We start from the raw sequence: 14,959 nt of genomic DNA on the forward strand, positions 1-14,959 counted from the left end.
ACTTTTTGGTGCAATAAACACATCATAAGAAAGGACGCCCCCCCTCCCGCGCCCCTCTCCGCAGCGGTCCGGGGAAGGCATGGTACAATGACGAGGTTTCCCCATGGATACCAAGCTATCCGGAGCGCTGCTCCTCGGAGGCTCCGCGATCTGGGAGGGATGGTCATGCTGCGCTTTGAAGGCCCTTCGGGCAAGGTCTTGGAAACGGAAGAACCCCGTACTTCGGGAGAGCTTATCACGTCCTGGAAGCTGGGAAAGGGCGTTGTGGCGGCGCGGGTGAACGGGGTCCTGGTGGACCTGTCGACGCCCCTGACGGAAGGGGGGACGGTGGAGCCCGTGGCGGGGGACTGCGAGGAGGGTCTGGAGATTCTCCGGCACTCTGCGGCGCACCTCATGGCCCAGGCCATCCGGCGCCTCTTCCCGGAGGCCCGCTTCGGCATCGGCCCGGCGGTGAAGGACGGGTTCTACTACGACGTGCTGCCTCCCCGTGCCCTGACGGAGGAGGACCTCCCGGTCATCCAGGCGGAGATGGACCGGATCGTCCAGGAGGATGTGCGGGTGGAGAGGCGGGTCCTCCCTCGGGAAGAGGTGATCCGTCTCTTCCGGCAGAGGGGGGAGATCTTCAAGCTGGAGCTGCTGGGGGAGATCCCGGACGAGGAGATCTCCACCTACTGGCAGGGGGACTTCGTGGACCTCTGCCGGGGGCCCCACGTGCCCTCCACGTCCCTGCTGCGTCACGTGAAGCTCCTCTCCCTGGCGGGGGCCTACTGGCGGGGAAACGAGAAGAACGTGATGCTCACCCGCATCTACGGCACCGCCTTCGGGGACAAGGCTTCCCTGGAGCAGCACCTGAAACGCCTGGAGGAGGCCAAGCAGCGGGACCACCGCAAGCTGGGCCGGGAACTGGACCTCTTCAGCCTCCAGCCCGAGGCCCCGGGGTTCCCCTTCTTCCACCCCAAGGGCATGGTGGTCCTGGGGGAGCTGGTGAACTTCTGGAAGCGGGAGCACCAGCGCCGGGGGTACTGCGAGATCCGCACCCCCCTCATCCTGGATCGGGCCCTCTGGGAGCGCTCCGGCCACTGGGACCACTACCGGGACAACATGTACTTCACCACCATCGATGAACGCCCCTTCGCGATCAAGCCCATGAACTGTCCCGGGGGCATCCTGGTCTTCAAGAGCAGCACCCGAAGCTACCGGGACCTGCCCCTCCGGATGGGGGAACTGGGGACGGTGCACCGCCACGAGCGGTCCGGGGTGCTCCACGGCCTCATGAGGGTACGGTGCTTCACCCAGGACGACGCGCACCTGTACTGCACCCCCGACCAGGTGGCCCAGGAGATCGCCGGGGTCATCGACCTGATGCGCTACGTCTACAAGGACGTGTTCGGCTTCCCCTACCGGGTGGAGCTGTCCACGCGGCCGGAGAACTACATGGGGGAACTGTCCCTGTGGAACCTGGCGGAGCAGAAGCTCCAGGAGGCCCTGGAGGCCACGGGGACGCCCTACAAGGTCAACCCCGGGGATGGGGCGTTCTACGGCCCCAAGATCGACTTCCACCTGGAGGACTGCATCGGCCGTACCTGGCAGTGCGGCACCATCCAGCTGGACTTCCAGATGCCCGAGAAGTTCGACGTGGCCTATATCGGCCCCGACGGGGCGGAACACCGGCCGGTGATGCTGCACCGCACGGTCTTCGGCAGCCTGGAGCGGTTCCTGGGCATCCTCATCGAGCACTACGCCGGGGCCTTCCCCTATTGGCTCGCCCCGGTGCAGGCCAAGATCCTCCCGGTGAGCACGGATCTGCTCCCCTACGCCCGGGAGGTGGAGGGCATCCTCCAGTCCTGGGGGGTCCGCACGGAGACGGATACCCGGGAGGAGAAGCTGGGCCGCAAGATCCGGGACGCCCAGCTCTCGAAGGTGCCCTACATGCTGGTTCTGGGAGGGCGGGAGGCGGAATCCCGAACCGTGGCGGTGCGGGAGCGTGTCCGGGGCGACCTGGGCAGCCTTTCCCTGGAGGCTCTAAAAGAGATGCTGGAGGGAGAATACGCCCCCGCCTGAGACGAAGAGCCTTGTCACGGGACGGGATCTGTGGTACCGTACCTTCGCATGCAGAAAAGGCATGAAGCAGAGGACAAGCCCTCTCGCCTGTCGGTCGAAACCGGACTGCCGGGCTGCCTGAAGCGACAGCACAGGCCGGGCGCGTCATGGCGTCCGGCCTTTTTGTGTGGAATCCAAAGGAAGAAGAAACCAAGGAGGTGGCGTGCTATAGGCATCAAGGACGACGAACCCCGCGTGAATCGGGAGATCCGGGCAAACGAAGTGCTTCTCATCGACGACCAGAACGTCAAACAGGGCGTCGTGCCCACCCGGCAGGCCTTGCAGCTTGCGGAGGAGCGGGAGCTGGACCTGGTGGAGGTGGCGCCCCTGGCGAAACCTCCGGTGTGCCGCATCATGGACTACGGCAAATACCGGTTCCAGCAGCAGAAGCGCGACAAGGACGCTCGCAAGAAGCAGAAGAACCAGAGCGTCAAGGAAATGAAGATGCGCCCCAAGATCGACGTTCACGACTACACCTTCAAGGTCAAGGCGGTCTGTGCCTTCCTGGAGGACGGGCACCGGGTGAAGGTCTCGGTGTTCTTCCGGGGACGGGAGATGGCGTTCCTGGATCGGGGTCGCGAGGTGCTCGACCGGGTGCGCCGGGACATCGAAGGGTTCGGCAAGGTGGAGATGGAGCCCCGCATGGAAGGTTCGTACATGCGCATGATGATCGCTCCGGTCCTCCCGACCCTGCCCGTCAAGGAGCCCGCCAAGGAACCCGGAGGGAGTTCGAAGTCCCCTGCCCCGAAGGCAGCCGCCCCCAAGGCAAAGCCGGAACCCACGAGCGACGACGTATCGCCGCAGGAATCTTAGAGGAGGGAACTACCATGCCGAAAGTCAAGACCCATTCTGGGGCGAAGAAGCGTTTCTCCGTGACCGGATCCGGGAAGGTGGTCTACCAGAAGAACGGTCGCCGCCACCTGCTGCAGTGCAAGAACGCCAAGCGCCGCCGTCGTCTCCGCCAGCAGGGCGTGTTGACCCCGGTCCTTGCCGATACGCTCAAGCAGATGATGCCCTACGCGTGAGCGTAGACGCCCGCCCGACGGAGAAGGAGTGAAGCGCCATGCGAGTCAAAGGTTCCAGCGCAAGCCGTAACAAACTGAAGAAGCTCTTCAGCATCACCAAGGGCTTCTGGGGACGCAAGAAGAACGTCTATCGCCGGGCCCGGGAGGCGTACCTGCACGCCCTCTCCAAGTCCTATCACGATCGCAAGGTCAAGAAGCGGGACTTCCGGCAGCTCTGGATCATCCGCATCAACGCCGCCGCCCGGATGAACGGCATCAGCTACAGCCACCTCATGAACGGCCTGAAGAAGGCCCAGGTGGGAGTGAACCGGAAGATGCTGGCGGATCTGGCGATCCACGATGCCGCGGCCTTCACCGCCCTGGTGGGCAAGGCCAAGGAGGCGCTGACCCGGTAACGTGCGGATCTACAGCTCTCTGCGCGTCGAGCGCATGCTTGTTCTGGGGTTCCTGTCGCTCATCACGGCAGGAACCCTTGTGCTTTGGGCGGTGGACCGCCTGTCGGGACACCCCTTAAGCCTTTTGGACGCCCTCTTCACCGCCACCTCCGCGGTCTGCGTCACGGGGCTTGCGGTGGTGGACACGGGGAGGGATCTGAGCCTGCCCGCCCAGGGGGTGCTGTTGCTGCTGATCCAGTTGGGGGGCCTGGGGGTGATGACCGCCACCACGGCGTTGCCCCTGGTCTTCGGGATGAAGATCCACCTCCGGCAGCGGCTTCTCTTCGCGGGAGGGCTGGGGATGGACACTCCCCAGGGGGCGGTGCGGCTGCTGTCCACGGTGCTTCGGTACACCCTGGCGGTGGAGGCCCTGATGGCCGCACCCCTGTTCTGGGGGTTTCTCCAGAGGGAGGCCCCGGGGCGGGCGGCGTACCTGGCGGTCTTCCACAGCATCAGTGCCTTCTGCAACGCCGGGTTCTCCCCCTATGGAGACAGTCTGGAGACCTTTGCGGGGACCTTCTGGGTGCCCGGAGCGGTGATGGTCCTCGTCGTCCTGGGGGGGCTGGGGTTTCCGGTGGCGGCGGAGCTGCGGGCCTGTGCCCGCAGGCGCCACCCCCTCTCCGCCTACACCCGGATGGTGCTGGTCGTCACGGCGGGGCTGATCCTCCTGGGCACGGTCCTGCTTGCCTTCTCGGAGTGGGACCGGGCGTTTCGGGACCTTCCGCCCCTCCTGAAGGGGTGGAACGCCCTCTTCCACAGCATCACTCCCCGAACGGCGGGGTTCGACACGGTGGCCCTGAGAAACTTCTCCGGCCTGGGCCTGGGGATCACCCTCACCCTCATGTTTGTGGGGGCTTCCCCGGCCTCCACGGGGGGGGGAATCAAGACCACCACCTTTGGGGTGCTGCTGGCCTGTTCCTGGAAGGAAGTCCAGGGGGAGGAGGAGACGGTGGTCTGGGGGCGACGCATTGATCCGCGAACCCAAAGGAAGGCCCTGGCCCTGACGGTGCTGTACCTGGCCACCCTGTTCCTGGCGGTGCTGGGGCTCTGTCTCTACGAACCCTTCTCCTTCCGGGACCTGCTCTTCGAGGCCTTCTCCGCCATGGGCACGGTGGGGCTTTCGGTGGGCATCACCCCGAGGCTCACCCCGGAGGGTAAGATGATCCTGGTGTTTCTGATGTTCTGGGGCCGGGTGGGCATCGTGACCTTCCTCTACGGCATCCTCGCCCGCACCCGTCCCGGGAAGGTCCAGTACCCCTCGGCGCAGATGCCCATCGGCTAGGAGGAATCGGGACATGAAAGAGGAATCCAAGAGCTATCTGGTCATCGGGCTGGGGCGTTTCGGTACGGCCCTGTGCAACCGGCTGGTGGACCTGGGACAGCGGGTGGTGGGAGTGGACAAGGTGCGCGCCCACGTGGAGGAGCTGGCGGATCGCCTGGATCTGGCGGCGCAGCTGGACGCCACGGACGAGGAGGCTCTGGTGAAGGTGGGGGCCAAGGACGCGGACGTGGCGGTGGTGGCCATCGGGGAGGGCGTGGAGGCAAGCGTGCTGGCCACGGCCATCCTCCGGGACCTGGGCATCCCCCTGGTGGTGGCCCGGGCCATCGATCCCCTTCACGCCAAGGTGCTGGAACGGGTGGGGGCCCACCGGGTCTTTTCCCCGGAGCAGGACATGGGGGTGCGGATGGCGGAGCAGCTGGCCCATCCTTGGCTGGCCCACTTCACGGCCCTGCAACAGACGGATTTTCTGGTGGGGGAGATGGCCCCGCTGGAGGAGATGACCGGCAAGACGCTGCAGGACCTGCATTTCACCCATCGCTACAAGGCCATGATCCTCCTGGTGGAACGCGGGGGTACCCGCTTTCTCCCCCGGGCGGACACGGTGATCCTGCCCACGGACCGTCTTTGGGTGGCTGGAAGGCAGGAGGACCTGGCCCAGTGGCTGGATGGGACGGATTCGGAAGGGAAGTGACGGGATGAGCGACATGCTCCGGGATGTGGAGCGGATGGAGGCAGCCTTCGCCGAGACCATGGAGAAGGTTCGGTCCCTGGGGGACCTGGAAGCCCTCCGGCTGGAGTACCTGGGCAAGAAGGGCGCGTTGACAGGGCTGCTTCGTCTCCTGGGCCAGGCGGCCCCGGAGGAGCGTCCGGCCCTGGGTCAGGCGGTGAACCGGCTTCGGGACGCCTGCGAGGAGAGCCTGAAGGTCCGGGCGGCGGAACTGCGGGAGCAGGAAGAGGAGGCGGCGGAGGCCCGGGACCGGGTGGACGTGTCCCTCCCCGGGTGCGGTCGCCCCTACGGCCGCCCCCATCCGGTGGTACAGACCTTTCAGGAGATCCTGGACATCTTCGTCTCCCTGGGCTTCTCCGTGGCCTCGGGCCCGGAGATCGAGACGGACTTCTTCAACTTCGAGGCCCTGAACTTCAAGGCCCACCACCCCGCCCGGGACATGCAGGACACCTTCTTCGTGGAGAAGGATCGCCTGCTGCGGACCCACACCTCCCCGGTGCAGGTGCGGAGCATGCTGGCCCAGGGGGCGCCCCTTCGGATCGTCATTCCCGGACGGGTGTATCGCCGGGACAGCGACCCGACCCATTCCCCCATGTTCCATCAGGTGGAGGGGCTGCTCCTGGACGAGAACATCTCCGTGGCGGACCTGAAGGGCTGCCTGCAGGCCTTCGTGGACGCCATCTTCGGGCGTCCCCTGCGGTCCCGCTTCCGGGGAAGTTACTTCCCCTTCACGGAGCCCTCCCTGGAGATGGACGTGGAGTGCGTGGTCTGCGCGGGGAATCCCGCGGGGTGCCGGGTCTGCAAGGGGACCGGCTGGCTGGAGATCCTGGGGGCGGGGATGGTGCACCCCAACGTGCTGCGCAGCGGAGGGGTGGACCCGGAACGCTACGGCGGCTTCGCCTGGGGCATGGGGGTGGACCGGGTGGCCATGCTCAAGTACGGCCTCTCGGACCTGCGTCCCCTCTTCGAGGGAGACCTGGCGTACCTGACGGGGGGGAACTAGACATGCGGGTGTACTGGAAATGGCTGGAGGAGCTGGTGACCCTCCCCCTGGGTCCCGAGGCCCTGGCAGATCGGCTCACCATGACGGGCACGGAGGTGGAGTCCATCGAGACCCCCTGCGGCGCCCTCTCGGGCGTCCTGGTGGCTCGGGTGGTCTCCTGCGAGCCGCACCCGGAAAAGGGATCCCTTCGGGTGGTCCGGGCGGACCTGGGCGGAGGGCGGGAGGCCACGGTGGTCACCGGAGCGGCCAACGCGAGGGTGGGGGCCAAGTTCCCCTACGCCCCCCCCGGAGCGACCCTGGCGGACGGGACGGTCCTGGGCACCCGGGACTTCGACGGGGTGTCCAGCGCCGGGATGCTCCTGTCCGCGGAGGAATTGGGGCTGGAGGGTCTGGACGGCGAAGGGGGGCTGCTGTCCCTGCCCGAGGAGGCCCCGGAGGGGACGGACTTCCGCGCCTGGGCGGGGCTGGACGTCCCGGTGCTGGACCTGTCCATCACCCCCAATCGGGGGGATCTCTGCTCCCTCATGGGGGTGGCTCGGGAGGTCCACGGCCTGCTGGAGGACGCCCCGCTGCGGGGCCCCCTTCCTCTGTCGGGGACCGGAGAGGTGGAGTGGGCGGACTCCTTCGGGGGCATCCGGCTGGAGGATTCGGGGTGCGAGCAGTACGCCCTGGGGTATGGAGAGAACATCCGCATCGCCCCCGCCCCCCTGGAGGCCCGGCTGAAGCTCCTTCTCTCGGGGATGCGCCCGGTGAGCAACGTGGTGGACGCCACGAACCTGGCCATGCTCCTCTTCGGTCAGCCCCTTCACGCCTTCGACCGGGACCGGTTGCCCGGTTCGGACATCCGGGTCCGCGGCGCCCGCCCGGGGGAAAGGCTGGTCACCCTGGACGGGAAGGAACGGGTCCTGGAGGAGCAGGACCTGGTCATCGCCAGCGGAGAGACCCCCATCGGCCTGGCGGGGGTCATGGGGGGGCTGGACTCGGAGATCGTCCCGGAGACGAAACGAATCCTCCTGGAGTCGGCGGTGTTCGATCCCTCCCGGGTGAGCCGCACCTCCCGACGGCTGGGTCTCCCCAGCCAGGCGGCGTTCCGGTTCAGCCGGGGTCTGGATTCGACCCGGGTGCTCCCGGCGGCGGAGTACGTGCTGGATCTTCTCTCCCGCTGGGCGGGCATGAGGCCGGGAAATCGGATCCTCCATCAGTTTCGGGACATCCCCGCCCCTCGGACGGTGCTCCTGCGCCGGGAGACCCTGCGCCGGGTGCTGCTCTGGGACGGCCTGGAGGAGGCCGTCCCGGGTCTGGAGCGGCTGGGATTCGGGGTGCAGCCCCAGGAGGGACTGGGGGAGGACCGGGTCCTCTTCCGTGTGCCCTCGTGGCGCAACGACGTGGAGGCGGAGGAGGACCTGGTGGAGGAGGTGGGGCGCCTTCGGGGCTACGACCGCATCGCTCCCCGGATCCCCGGCTGCCTGCACGGTCGGGGCGTGCTCCCCGAGAGCTTCCTGGCCCTGCGGCAGGTGCGCCAGGCGGCGTTGGCTCGGGGGTACGTGGAGGTCATGACCTACAGCTTCCTGCACCCTCGGGAGCTGGAGCGGCTGCACTTTTCCCCCCAGGATCCCCGGGGCAACCCCCCCGGGCTGCTCAACCCCATCAGCCAGGAACAGGTGGCCATGCGCACCTGCATCCTCCCGGGGCTGCTGCGGGCGCTGGAACAGAACCTCCGGTCGGGGTGGCGCGGCTCCATGCGGTTCTTCGAGACGGGCAACGTGTTCTTCCACGATGCGCAGGAAGGTTACCGGGAATCGGAGCACCTGGCGGGGCTGGTCTACCTGGGCAAGGACAGGCACGTGCTCTACGGGGATCGCCTCCGGGAGGACTTCTTCACGGTCAAGGCGGACGTGGAGGCCCTGCTTGCCGCCCGAGGGATCGTCGCCCAGTGGCGGGAGGGAGAGGAGCCCTTCGGCCACCGGGGGCAGACCGCCGCGATCTTGCGGGACGGAGTGCCCCGGGGCACCCTCTGCCGCCTGAAGCCCGCACTGGCCCGGGAGCTGGATGCGGAGGAAGGAATCTTCGTCTTCGAGCTGGACCTGGATGCCTTCAGCCCCGCGGTGCGGGGGGTTTACGGAAACCCCTTCCGCTTCCCTCCCGCCCAGCGAGACGTGGCCCTTTTGGTGTCGGTGGACCGCCCCGCAGAGGCGGTGCGGGAGGAGATCCTGACCCTGGGGGACCGGGAGCGGATCCGAGGGGTGGAACTCTTCGACCATTTCGAGGGCAAGGGCATCCCCGAGGGGTTCCGCAGCCTGGCCTTCTCGGTGCTCTACCGCCACCCCGACCGGACCCTCCGGGACGAGGAAGTGGAGGGAGCCCACCTGGAGCTGCGCCGCAAACTGCAGGAAAAGGGATACACTCTACGGTAGTCCGAGAAAGGGAGGGTTTGGAATGATCCAGCAGTTCGAACAGTTCGAAAGACTGGTGGACCGCCTCGCCGGAAGGATGGCGAACCTCCAGAGGGAACGGGATGGGGCGGTGGCCGAAGCGGCCGCCCTGAAGGGACAGATGCAGGAGAAGGACCTGGAACTGATCCGGGCCCGCAAGGAGGCCCAGCGGGCGGTGGAACAGATGGAGCGGGAGAAGATGGCCCTCCAGAAGGACCAGCAGCAGTTGGAGCAGAAGCTGGGCGACCTGATGGCCAAGATCCGGGGGCTCCTGCCGGAGGAGACCCCTTCCTCCGGGGGGGGGCGTCCGGCGGCCTGACGCAGCCTTAGGTGCGGGACGGGACGATGGAACAACGCCTCACCCTTCTCGTGGGCAGAAAGACCTACTCCGTGGTCACCTCCCTGGGGGAGGAACGGGCCCGGGAGGTCTCGGAGGTGGTCCGTCAGGTTCTGGACCAGACGGACCCCTCCCTGAGCCAGGAAGAACGCCTCTTCCTGGTCTCCATGCTCCTGGCGAGCCAGATGGTGCACCTGAGGGAGAGGCTGGAGATCCTGGCGGGACCGGAAGGGGAGGAGTCCTCGTGACGTCTCCCGTGGACTACCTGGTGGCCGCCGCCGGGGCGTTCTGGATCCTCAAGGGCCTCTTCCGGGGTTTCGCCGGGGAGGTCCTTTCCCTTCTGGGGTGGGTCCTGGGGGTGTTCGCGGGGCTGCGCTTCGGGGGGGGGCGGCTTCTCCGCTTCAGAAAAGCCTGGGGCTGGAGCCTCCCCTTGCCGCCGCCCTGGGCTTTTTGGGGGTGCTCCTGGGGTGTCTGTTGGCGGCGGCGCTCCTTTCCCGGGTCGTCCGGTCCGCCTTAAGCGCCGTGCGCCTCTCCCTTCTGGACCGTCTCCTGGGAGGGGTCTTGGGGGCGGCCAAGGTCCTGCTGCTGCTCTTCGGGATCTATTTCCTGGGGACCCTAGTCTCTCCCTGGCTCGCCCCCCACTGGACCGACGGGAGCGTGGCCCTTCGGTTCGCCCAAAGCCATTGGGAGGAGGTCCAAAGCCTCGGGGGGCGGCTGGGACTTTCCCCCACGGGAACCCGGGTCCCTCATCCCCTGCCTCCCTTCCTCCAGGAGGCGCCGCAGCACCCCGAAGGAAACCCATAGGAGGGACGAAGCGTTCATGTGGTGTGAACCCCATACATACCAAGCCCTGGAAATCGACAAGATCCTCCGCATCCTCGCCGCGGGGTGCCGCAGCCCCCTGGGCCAGGAGACCCTGCACAAACTGACGCCGGCGGGGGACGGCACCGCCCTGGCCCGTAGGGTGGGACGCTTCCGGGCGTACCTCCAGGCCCGGGACCGGCAGGGGGAATACCCCTGGGACGGCAGGCTTCGTCCCCTTTCTCCCCTGGCGGAGGAGGCCCGGCGCGCCGGGTGGCTTACCGGGGAAGAGCTGGTCACCGTGCGCATCGCCCTCCTGTTGGCCAAGCGTCTGCGCCAGCGCCTTCGGACGGACGGGGAGACCTGGCCGGAACTCAAGGACCTGGCCCGGACCTTCCACGATTGGGACGAGGAAGTGGCGGCCCTGGAGGTGCTGGACGAGGACGGGCGCTTCTACGACCATGCCTCGCCGGAGCTGAAGCGCATCCGGCAGAAGCAGTTCACCGTCCGGGATGCCATCAAGCGCCGTTCCCAGCAGCTCTTCCAGGACTCGGGCACCGCCTCCATGCTTCAGGAACGGGTGCTCTCCCTGCGCAACGGCCGCTTCTGCGTCCTGGTGCGCATGGACGCCGCGGGGGGCTACCCCGGGCTGGTGCTGGAAAAGTCCTCCTCGGGCAACAGCATCTACGTGGAGCCTCAGATCCTGCTCCCCCTGAACAACCAGTGGGCGGTGCTTCTGGAGGAGGAACGGGAGGAGGAGAGCCGCCTCCTCCGTGCCCTCACGGGGCTGATCCTGAAGCGGGAGAAGGCCTTGCTGGACACGGAGGAGAGCCTGGGGCTCCTGGACCTGTTCTACGCCCTGGGGGAGAGGATGGACCGGGACCGCTGGACCCTTCCGGAATGGACCCCCAAGAAGACCCTGGACTTCCGCCAGGCCCGGCACCCCCTCCTGGGGGATCGGGCGGTGCCCCTGGACCTGCTCTGCGGGGAGGGGTACCGGATGCTGGTCATCACGGGGCCCAACACGGGGGGGAAGACCGTGGCCCTCAAGACCCTGGGGGTGTGCGCCTACCTGGCCTGGATGGGTTTCCCCGTGCCCTGCCGGGAGGATTCCCGGGTGGGGGAGGTGGGGGAACTCTTCGCCGACATCGGGGACGAACAGAGCATCGAACAGAACCTCTCCACCTTCAGCGCCCACGTGCACCATCTGGTGGCCATCCTCAAGAGCGCCACGGAGCGGTCCCTGGTGCTGCTGGACGAGCTGGGGGCGGGGACGGATCCCGACGAGGGTTCGGCCCTGGGCATCGCCCTGCTGGAGCACTTCCGCAAGCTGGGGTGTCTGCTCTGGGCCACCACCCACCACAACCCCATCAAGCACTTCGCCCTGGCCACCTCCGGGGTGGAGACCGCATCCATGGAGTTCGACCTGTCCACCCTCTCTCCCACCTACCGGCTGCGCCTGGGTATCCCCGGGAAGAGCAACGCCCTGCTCATCGCCCGCAAGCTGGGCATGCCCGGGGGGGTGCTCCGTCGGGCCCGGGAGGCCATGGAGGGACAGCACGCGGACTTTGAAGCCCTGCTGGGGGAGCTGGAGGAGAAACGCCGACGCCTGGAGCGGGAGATGGAGACCCTGGAGACCAAGACCCGGGAGGCGGAACGCCTGCGTCGGGACTTCGAGACCCGCAACAAGGAGATCCAGGAGAAGAAGGACAAGCTGCTGGAACAGGCGGACCACAAGGCCTCCCGCATCATCCGGGAGGCGGAGGAGGGCGCCAAGGCCCTGCTGCGCAACCTCCGGGAGGCGGAACTGGCCAAGGCCCACCAGGAGTACCAACGGAAGAAGCATCACTTCGACCGCCTGGAAGATCGGCGGGAAGAGAGGGAGGTCCGCCGGGTCAACCGTCTGGCCGCGGAGGGAAGCACCGGGGAGCCCCAGGTGGGGGACCGGGTGGAGATCCCCGGCTCGGGCCTTCGGGGGGACCTGGTGGCCCTCGAAGGGGGGGACGCCCTGGTGCAGTCCGGTCCCATGCGGGTCCGGGTGCCCCTGAAGCGGCTCAAGCGCAGCGCGGACCAGCAGCGCAACGACCCCCCTCCCCGGATTCAGGTCTCCGCCCCTCGGGGTGTGTCCAGTTCCCTCATGGTGCGGGGCATGACCGTGGACGAGGCCATGCCCCTGGTGGAGCAGTATCTGGACCAGGCCTACCGGGCGGGGTACGGGGAGGTCTCGGTGATCCACGGCCGGGGAGAGGGCATCCTGCGCCGGGAGGTGCAGGAGCTGTGCAAGCGCACCCCCTTCGTGGAGTCCCATCGTCTGGGGGGACCCGGCGAGGGGGGCTACGGGGTCACCATCGTCCGGTTCGCGTCCTGACGGGAGACCCCGTCCCTCACCTCTTGGCGGGATCTCCCATCTCCCGAAGGCAGTTCAGGGCGTGAAGCAGCTCCACATCCGTTCCGGCGGCGAAGGCCAGCACGTTCTCCAGGGTGCGGGGGACCCGGACGTCCGGGTGGACGCCCCCCACCCCGTTTCGGCTGTCGAGCTGGATCCGGCCCTCCCGGTCCACGGAGCGGCCGAAGGGGTAGCCGATGAGGTAACCGCCGGGTATCCGGATCAGCCCCCCCACCATCCCGAAGGAACCGTTGCTGCCGAAGAATCCCACCACCCGGGCCCGGGGGGCTCGACGGATACCCATGGCCAGGCCCTCGCCGGAGCTGACCGTCCCCGGGTTCACCAGCACGGCCACGGGGCCCGCGTATCGAGGCGACTGGGGTTCCATGGAGATGCAGTCCACCACCGGGTCGGAGAGGTTTCGCTCGTCGAAGGTGATCCGCAGAAAGCCGCCGGTTCTCCCGTCGTAGTACTCCTGGGCCTCGTAGAAGGAGGGCCCGTCCAGGAAGAATCCCGCCAGGTCCGCCGCAAGCCGGTCCGATCCCCCGTAGTTGCCTCGCAGGTCCACCACCACCCCCGGCGCGTCCGCCGCGACGAAGGAGCGGATCGCCTCCTGAAACTGCCGGAAAAGACCCTCGGGGTAGTGTTCCGGGTCTGCCAGGTCCAGTTCCAGCCCCAACCGGACGTATCCAAAACCTCCCGGCAGGATCCGATGCTCCACCCGGTCGGAAAGTTCCGCCCGGCGGGCGAAGTCCACCCGGGAGAGGGTCCACCCGCCGTCGTCCTCCGCCACGAGCCGGACGATCCGGGGATGGGCCTCGCCGGGGTTTCGGTAGACCGCCTCCACCTCCGCCCCCGCCGGGGCTCGGGGCAGGAGCCGAATCCGCTCCAGCCTTCGGTGGGCCTCCGTGGCCTGAGGGGACTCGCCCCCGAAGGCTCCGGTCAGGGTTTTCAGGGGAACCGTCGCCGGGTCGATTCCCTCCAGGGCTCGCTCGACCGGTTCGTTTCCCCAGGCCAGGATTTCCGCGCCCTGCCGGATCCCCGCCCGGTCGGCGGGCCCCTTGGGGAGGATCGCCGCCGCGATGATCTGCCCCTCCTCCAGCTCCGCCGCGGCCAGCCCAAAGCCGGACCCTGCCCGTTCCGCTGCGAGGGCGGCGGGCACGGAGAGAGCTTCCGCCTTCAGCTTGACGTGTCCGTCGGGAAGGGAGCAGACGTACCCCAGCAGGGCCAGATAGTAGGCTCGCTCGTCCTTCTCCTGGAGGGCTCGTCGGATCCGGGGCAGGAAGCGGGCCCGCAGGTCCGTCCAGGATATGCTCTTCCACTCCCCGAAGGCGTATTCCCGGGACAGCTTCCCGTGGGCCGCCTCGAAGGCCTCGGTCCAGGAAAGGGCGCTCAAGTCCGCCGACAGGGGGAACTGGAAACCCTCTCGGGGGTCGACGGGAGGGCTTCCCGTTGCCTCGGCTCTCCCGCAGGTGTCTCCGAGGAGGAGGGCCCCCAGGCAGAGCAGCCCTGCCAGGAGGCACCGACGAAATCCCCCTACCCTCTGGATGCGCAGCCCTTTTACGATCCCCCGATCCTCCGTGCGCTCCCTCGGGGGGTCTCCTGCCCTGAAAAAACAGGAAGAGGGCGAAGGTTCCTGCGGATGGCCCTGCTCTGCGGCGTTCTCCAGGGGTTCCCGCTTCTCGATGAGAGGGGTGGGGGTTGCAAAGGGTAACTGCGGGGGCATGTGGTCCTCCTTCTCCCTTGTCTCTGGGGATTGGTCAGGGGTTTGAAGAGTGATGGCCATGGATTTCATCCTGCCTTTCGGTGAAGGAAGCTGCGGGTTCTTCCTGTCCCTTCTTCGTGTCCTCAAGGGGGTGTAACCTCGGTATTGCCAAGGCTTCGCCGGGTTTCTCCTTGACAAGAAAGGAGAGGGGGAGTAATCTCCCTCCTGTAGCGCGTGTCCGTAGCTCAGCTGGATAGAGTGTTGGCCTCCGGAGCCAAAGGTCCCGGGTTCGAATCCCGGCGGGCACGCCATGAACGGTCGCCCCTACCGATCCTCGGTAGGGGCTTTTTCGTGGTCCTGCGCAGTCAGAGGGGCCGCGGCCTTTCGGGCCTCCACCGGATCAAAGACCACCCGTCCCACGGGGATCCGTCCCTCCAGGGCCTCCACGACCCGGCTTGCTGCCTCCTGGTCGAACCCCCCGCAGAGTTCCAGGATCTGGATTCCCTGATCGAACAGGATTCGGGCGGCCGCGCAGGCCTGTTCCGTGGAGGAGACTGCCACGACCTGAGTGCGGAAGGACCCGGAATCCAGCACCGCCCGGTGTTCCTCCGGATCGTAGCCGGGGCCCTTCAGGATGAAGCCGTACCTCTTGAGTTCCATGGGCGTCGCCCCCTCGTCGGTTGGATGGATCCCGGAGCCTTCTCATCATACCCCCCCGTCCTCTCCG

General features: G+C 67.5%; 15 protein-coding genes and 1 tRNA gene. 14 read left to right on the forward strand and 2 right to left on the reverse strand.

Annotation, left to right across the window (positions count from 1 at the left end; translation table 11 throughout):
• Positions 1–165 precede the first annotated feature (165 nt).
• The 13 genes from thrS (at position 166) to APAU_RS05690 (ending at position 12,509) form a co-directional block, all read left to right on the forward strand.
• A complete protein-coding gene (thrS, locus tag APAU_RS05630; RefSeq protein ID WP_006300763.1) occupies positions 166–2,061 on the forward strand; it encodes a threonine--tRNA ligase in 1,896 nt (631 codons plus the stop codon).
• 162 nt (positions 2,062–2,223) lie between these two features.
• Positions 2,224–2,913 (forward strand): translation initiation factor IF-3, encoded by a 690-nt coding sequence (infC, locus tag APAU_RS05635; protein WP_006300764.1) that lies wholly within the window; start codon positions 2,224–2,226, stop codon positions 2,911–2,913.
• Between the two features lie 14 nt (positions 2,914–2,927).
• Complete coding sequence (gene rpmI, locus APAU_RS05640) at positions 2,928–3,125, forward strand: 50S ribosomal protein L35 (protein ID WP_006300765.1); 198 nt, start codon at positions 2,928–2,930, stop codon at positions 3,123–3,125.
• A 38-nt stretch (positions 3,126–3,163) separates the two neighbouring features.
• A complete protein-coding gene (gene rplT, locus APAU_RS05645; RefSeq protein ID WP_006300766.1) occupies positions 3,164–3,520 on the forward strand; it encodes a 50S ribosomal protein L20 in 357 nt (118 codons plus the stop codon).
• Between the two features lies 1 nt (position 3,521).
• The gene (locus APAU_RS05650) at positions 3,522–4,841 is read left to right on the forward strand and encodes a TrkH family potassium uptake protein (RefSeq protein ID WP_006300767.1); all 1,320 of its coding nucleotides are present in this window, start codon (positions 3,522–3,524) and stop codon (positions 4,839–4,841) included.
• A gap of 13 nt (positions 4,842–4,854) precedes the next feature.
• A complete protein-coding gene (locus APAU_RS05655; RefSeq protein WP_006300768.1) occupies positions 4,855–5,532 on the forward strand; it encodes a potassium channel family protein in 678 nt (225 codons plus the stop codon).
• A 4-nt stretch (positions 5,533–5,536) separates the two neighbouring features.
• Complete coding sequence (gene pheS, locus APAU_RS05660; RefSeq protein ID WP_006300769.1) at positions 5,537–6,571, forward strand: phenylalanine--tRNA ligase subunit alpha; 1,035 nt, start codon at positions 5,537–5,539, stop codon at positions 6,569–6,571.
• Between the two features lie 2 nt (positions 6,572–6,573).
• Positions 6,574–8,985: a phenylalanine--tRNA ligase subunit beta gene (gene pheT, locus APAU_RS05665; protein WP_006300770.1), complete on the forward strand. Its 2,412-nt coding sequence runs from the start codon at positions 6,574–6,576 to the stop codon at positions 8,983–8,985.
• 22 nt (positions 8,986–9,007) lie between these two features.
• Entirely contained in the window at positions 9,008–9,322 is a 315-nt protein-coding gene (locus APAU_RS05670) for a hypothetical protein (protein ID WP_006300771.1), read from the forward strand.
• A gap of 11 nt (positions 9,323–9,333) precedes the next feature.
• Positions 9,334–9,588 (forward strand): cell division protein ZapA, encoded by a 255-nt coding sequence (locus APAU_RS14645; RefSeq protein WP_269490260.1) that lies wholly within the window; start codon positions 9,334–9,336, stop codon positions 9,586–9,588.
• On the forward strand, positions 9,585–9,857 hold the full coding sequence (locus APAU_RS14080) for a CvpA family protein (protein ID WP_006300773.1): 273 nt from the start codon (positions 9,585–9,587) through the stop codon (positions 9,855–9,857). The genes APAU_RS14645 and APAU_RS14080 overlap by 4 nt, the downstream gene beginning before the upstream one ends.
• Positions 9,797–10,144 (forward strand): CvpA family protein, encoded by a 348-nt coding sequence (locus APAU_RS13005; RefSeq protein ID WP_006300774.1) that lies wholly within the window; start codon positions 9,797–9,799, stop codon positions 10,142–10,144. The genes APAU_RS14080 and APAU_RS13005 overlap by 61 nt, the downstream gene beginning before the upstream one ends.
• Before the next feature lie 16 nt (positions 10,145–10,160).
• The gene (locus APAU_RS05690; RefSeq protein WP_006300775.1) at positions 10,161–12,509 is read left to right on the forward strand and encodes an endonuclease MutS2; all 2,349 of its coding nucleotides are present in this window, start codon (positions 10,161–10,163) and stop codon (positions 12,507–12,509) included.
• 16 nt (positions 12,510–12,525) lie between these two features.
• Here the strand turns inward: APAU_RS05690 and APAU_RS05695 are convergent, their stop codons facing one another.
• A complete protein-coding gene (locus APAU_RS05695) occupies positions 12,526–13,923 on the reverse strand; it encodes a S41 family peptidase (RefSeq protein WP_156789443.1) in 1,398 nt (465 codons plus the stop codon).
• A gap of 543 nt (positions 13,924–14,466) precedes the next feature.
• On the opposite strand from APAU_RS05695, the gene APAU_RS05700 reads away from it, so the two are divergent.
• Positions 14,467–14,543 (forward strand) — tRNA-Arg (locus tag APAU_RS05700).
• A 13-nt stretch (positions 14,544–14,556) separates the two neighbouring features.
• Here the strand turns inward: APAU_RS05700 and APAU_RS05705 are convergent.
• Positions 14,557–14,892 (reverse strand): DUF6506 family protein, encoded by a 336-nt coding sequence (locus APAU_RS05705; RefSeq protein WP_006300777.1) that lies wholly within the window; start codon positions 14,890–14,892, stop codon positions 14,557–14,559.
• Positions 14,893–14,959 lie beyond the last annotated feature (67 nt).

Origin of the sequence: Aminomonas paucivorans DSM 12260, from assembly GCF_000165795.1 — a bacterium.
GTDB lineage: Bacteria > Synergistota > Synergistia > Synergistales > Synergistaceae > Aminomonas > Aminomonas paucivorans.

What these genes read in the sequence shown, in the direction of transcription:
- thrS (WP_006300763.1), top strand. Translation starts at nt 166, where the DNA reads ATGCTGCGCTTTGAAGGCCCTTCGGGCAAGGTCTTGGAAACGGAAGAA.
- rpmI (WP_006300765.1), top strand. Translation starts at nt 2,928, where the DNA reads ATGCCGAAAGTCAAGACCCATTCTGGGGCGAAGAAGCGTTTCTCCGTG.
- rplT (WP_006300766.1), top strand. Translation starts at nt 3,164, where the DNA reads ATGCGAGTCAAAGGTTCCAGCGCAAGCCGTAACAAACTGAAGAAGCTC.
- APAU_RS05655 (WP_006300768.1), top strand. Translation starts at nt 4,855, where the DNA reads ATGAAAGAGGAATCCAAGAGCTATCTGGTCATCGGGCTGGGGCGTTTC.
- pheS (WP_006300769.1), top strand. Translation starts at nt 5,537, where the DNA reads ATGAGCGACATGCTCCGGGATGTGGAGCGGATGGAGGCAGCCTTCGCC.
- pheT (WP_006300770.1), top strand. Translation starts at nt 6,574, where the DNA reads ATGCGGGTGTACTGGAAATGGCTGGAGGAGCTGGTGACCCTCCCCCTG.
- APAU_RS05670 (WP_006300771.1), top strand. Translation starts at nt 9,008, where the DNA reads ATGATCCAGCAGTTCGAACAGTTCGAAAGACTGGTGGACCGCCTCGCC.
- APAU_RS05690 (WP_006300775.1), top strand. Translation starts at nt 10,161, where the DNA reads ATGTGGTGTGAACCCCATACATACCAAGCCCTGGAAATCGACAAGATC.
- APAU_RS05705 (WP_006300777.1), bottom strand. Translation starts at nt 14,892, where the DNA reads ATGGAACTCAAGAGGTACGGCTTCATCCTGAAGGGCCCCGGCTACGAT.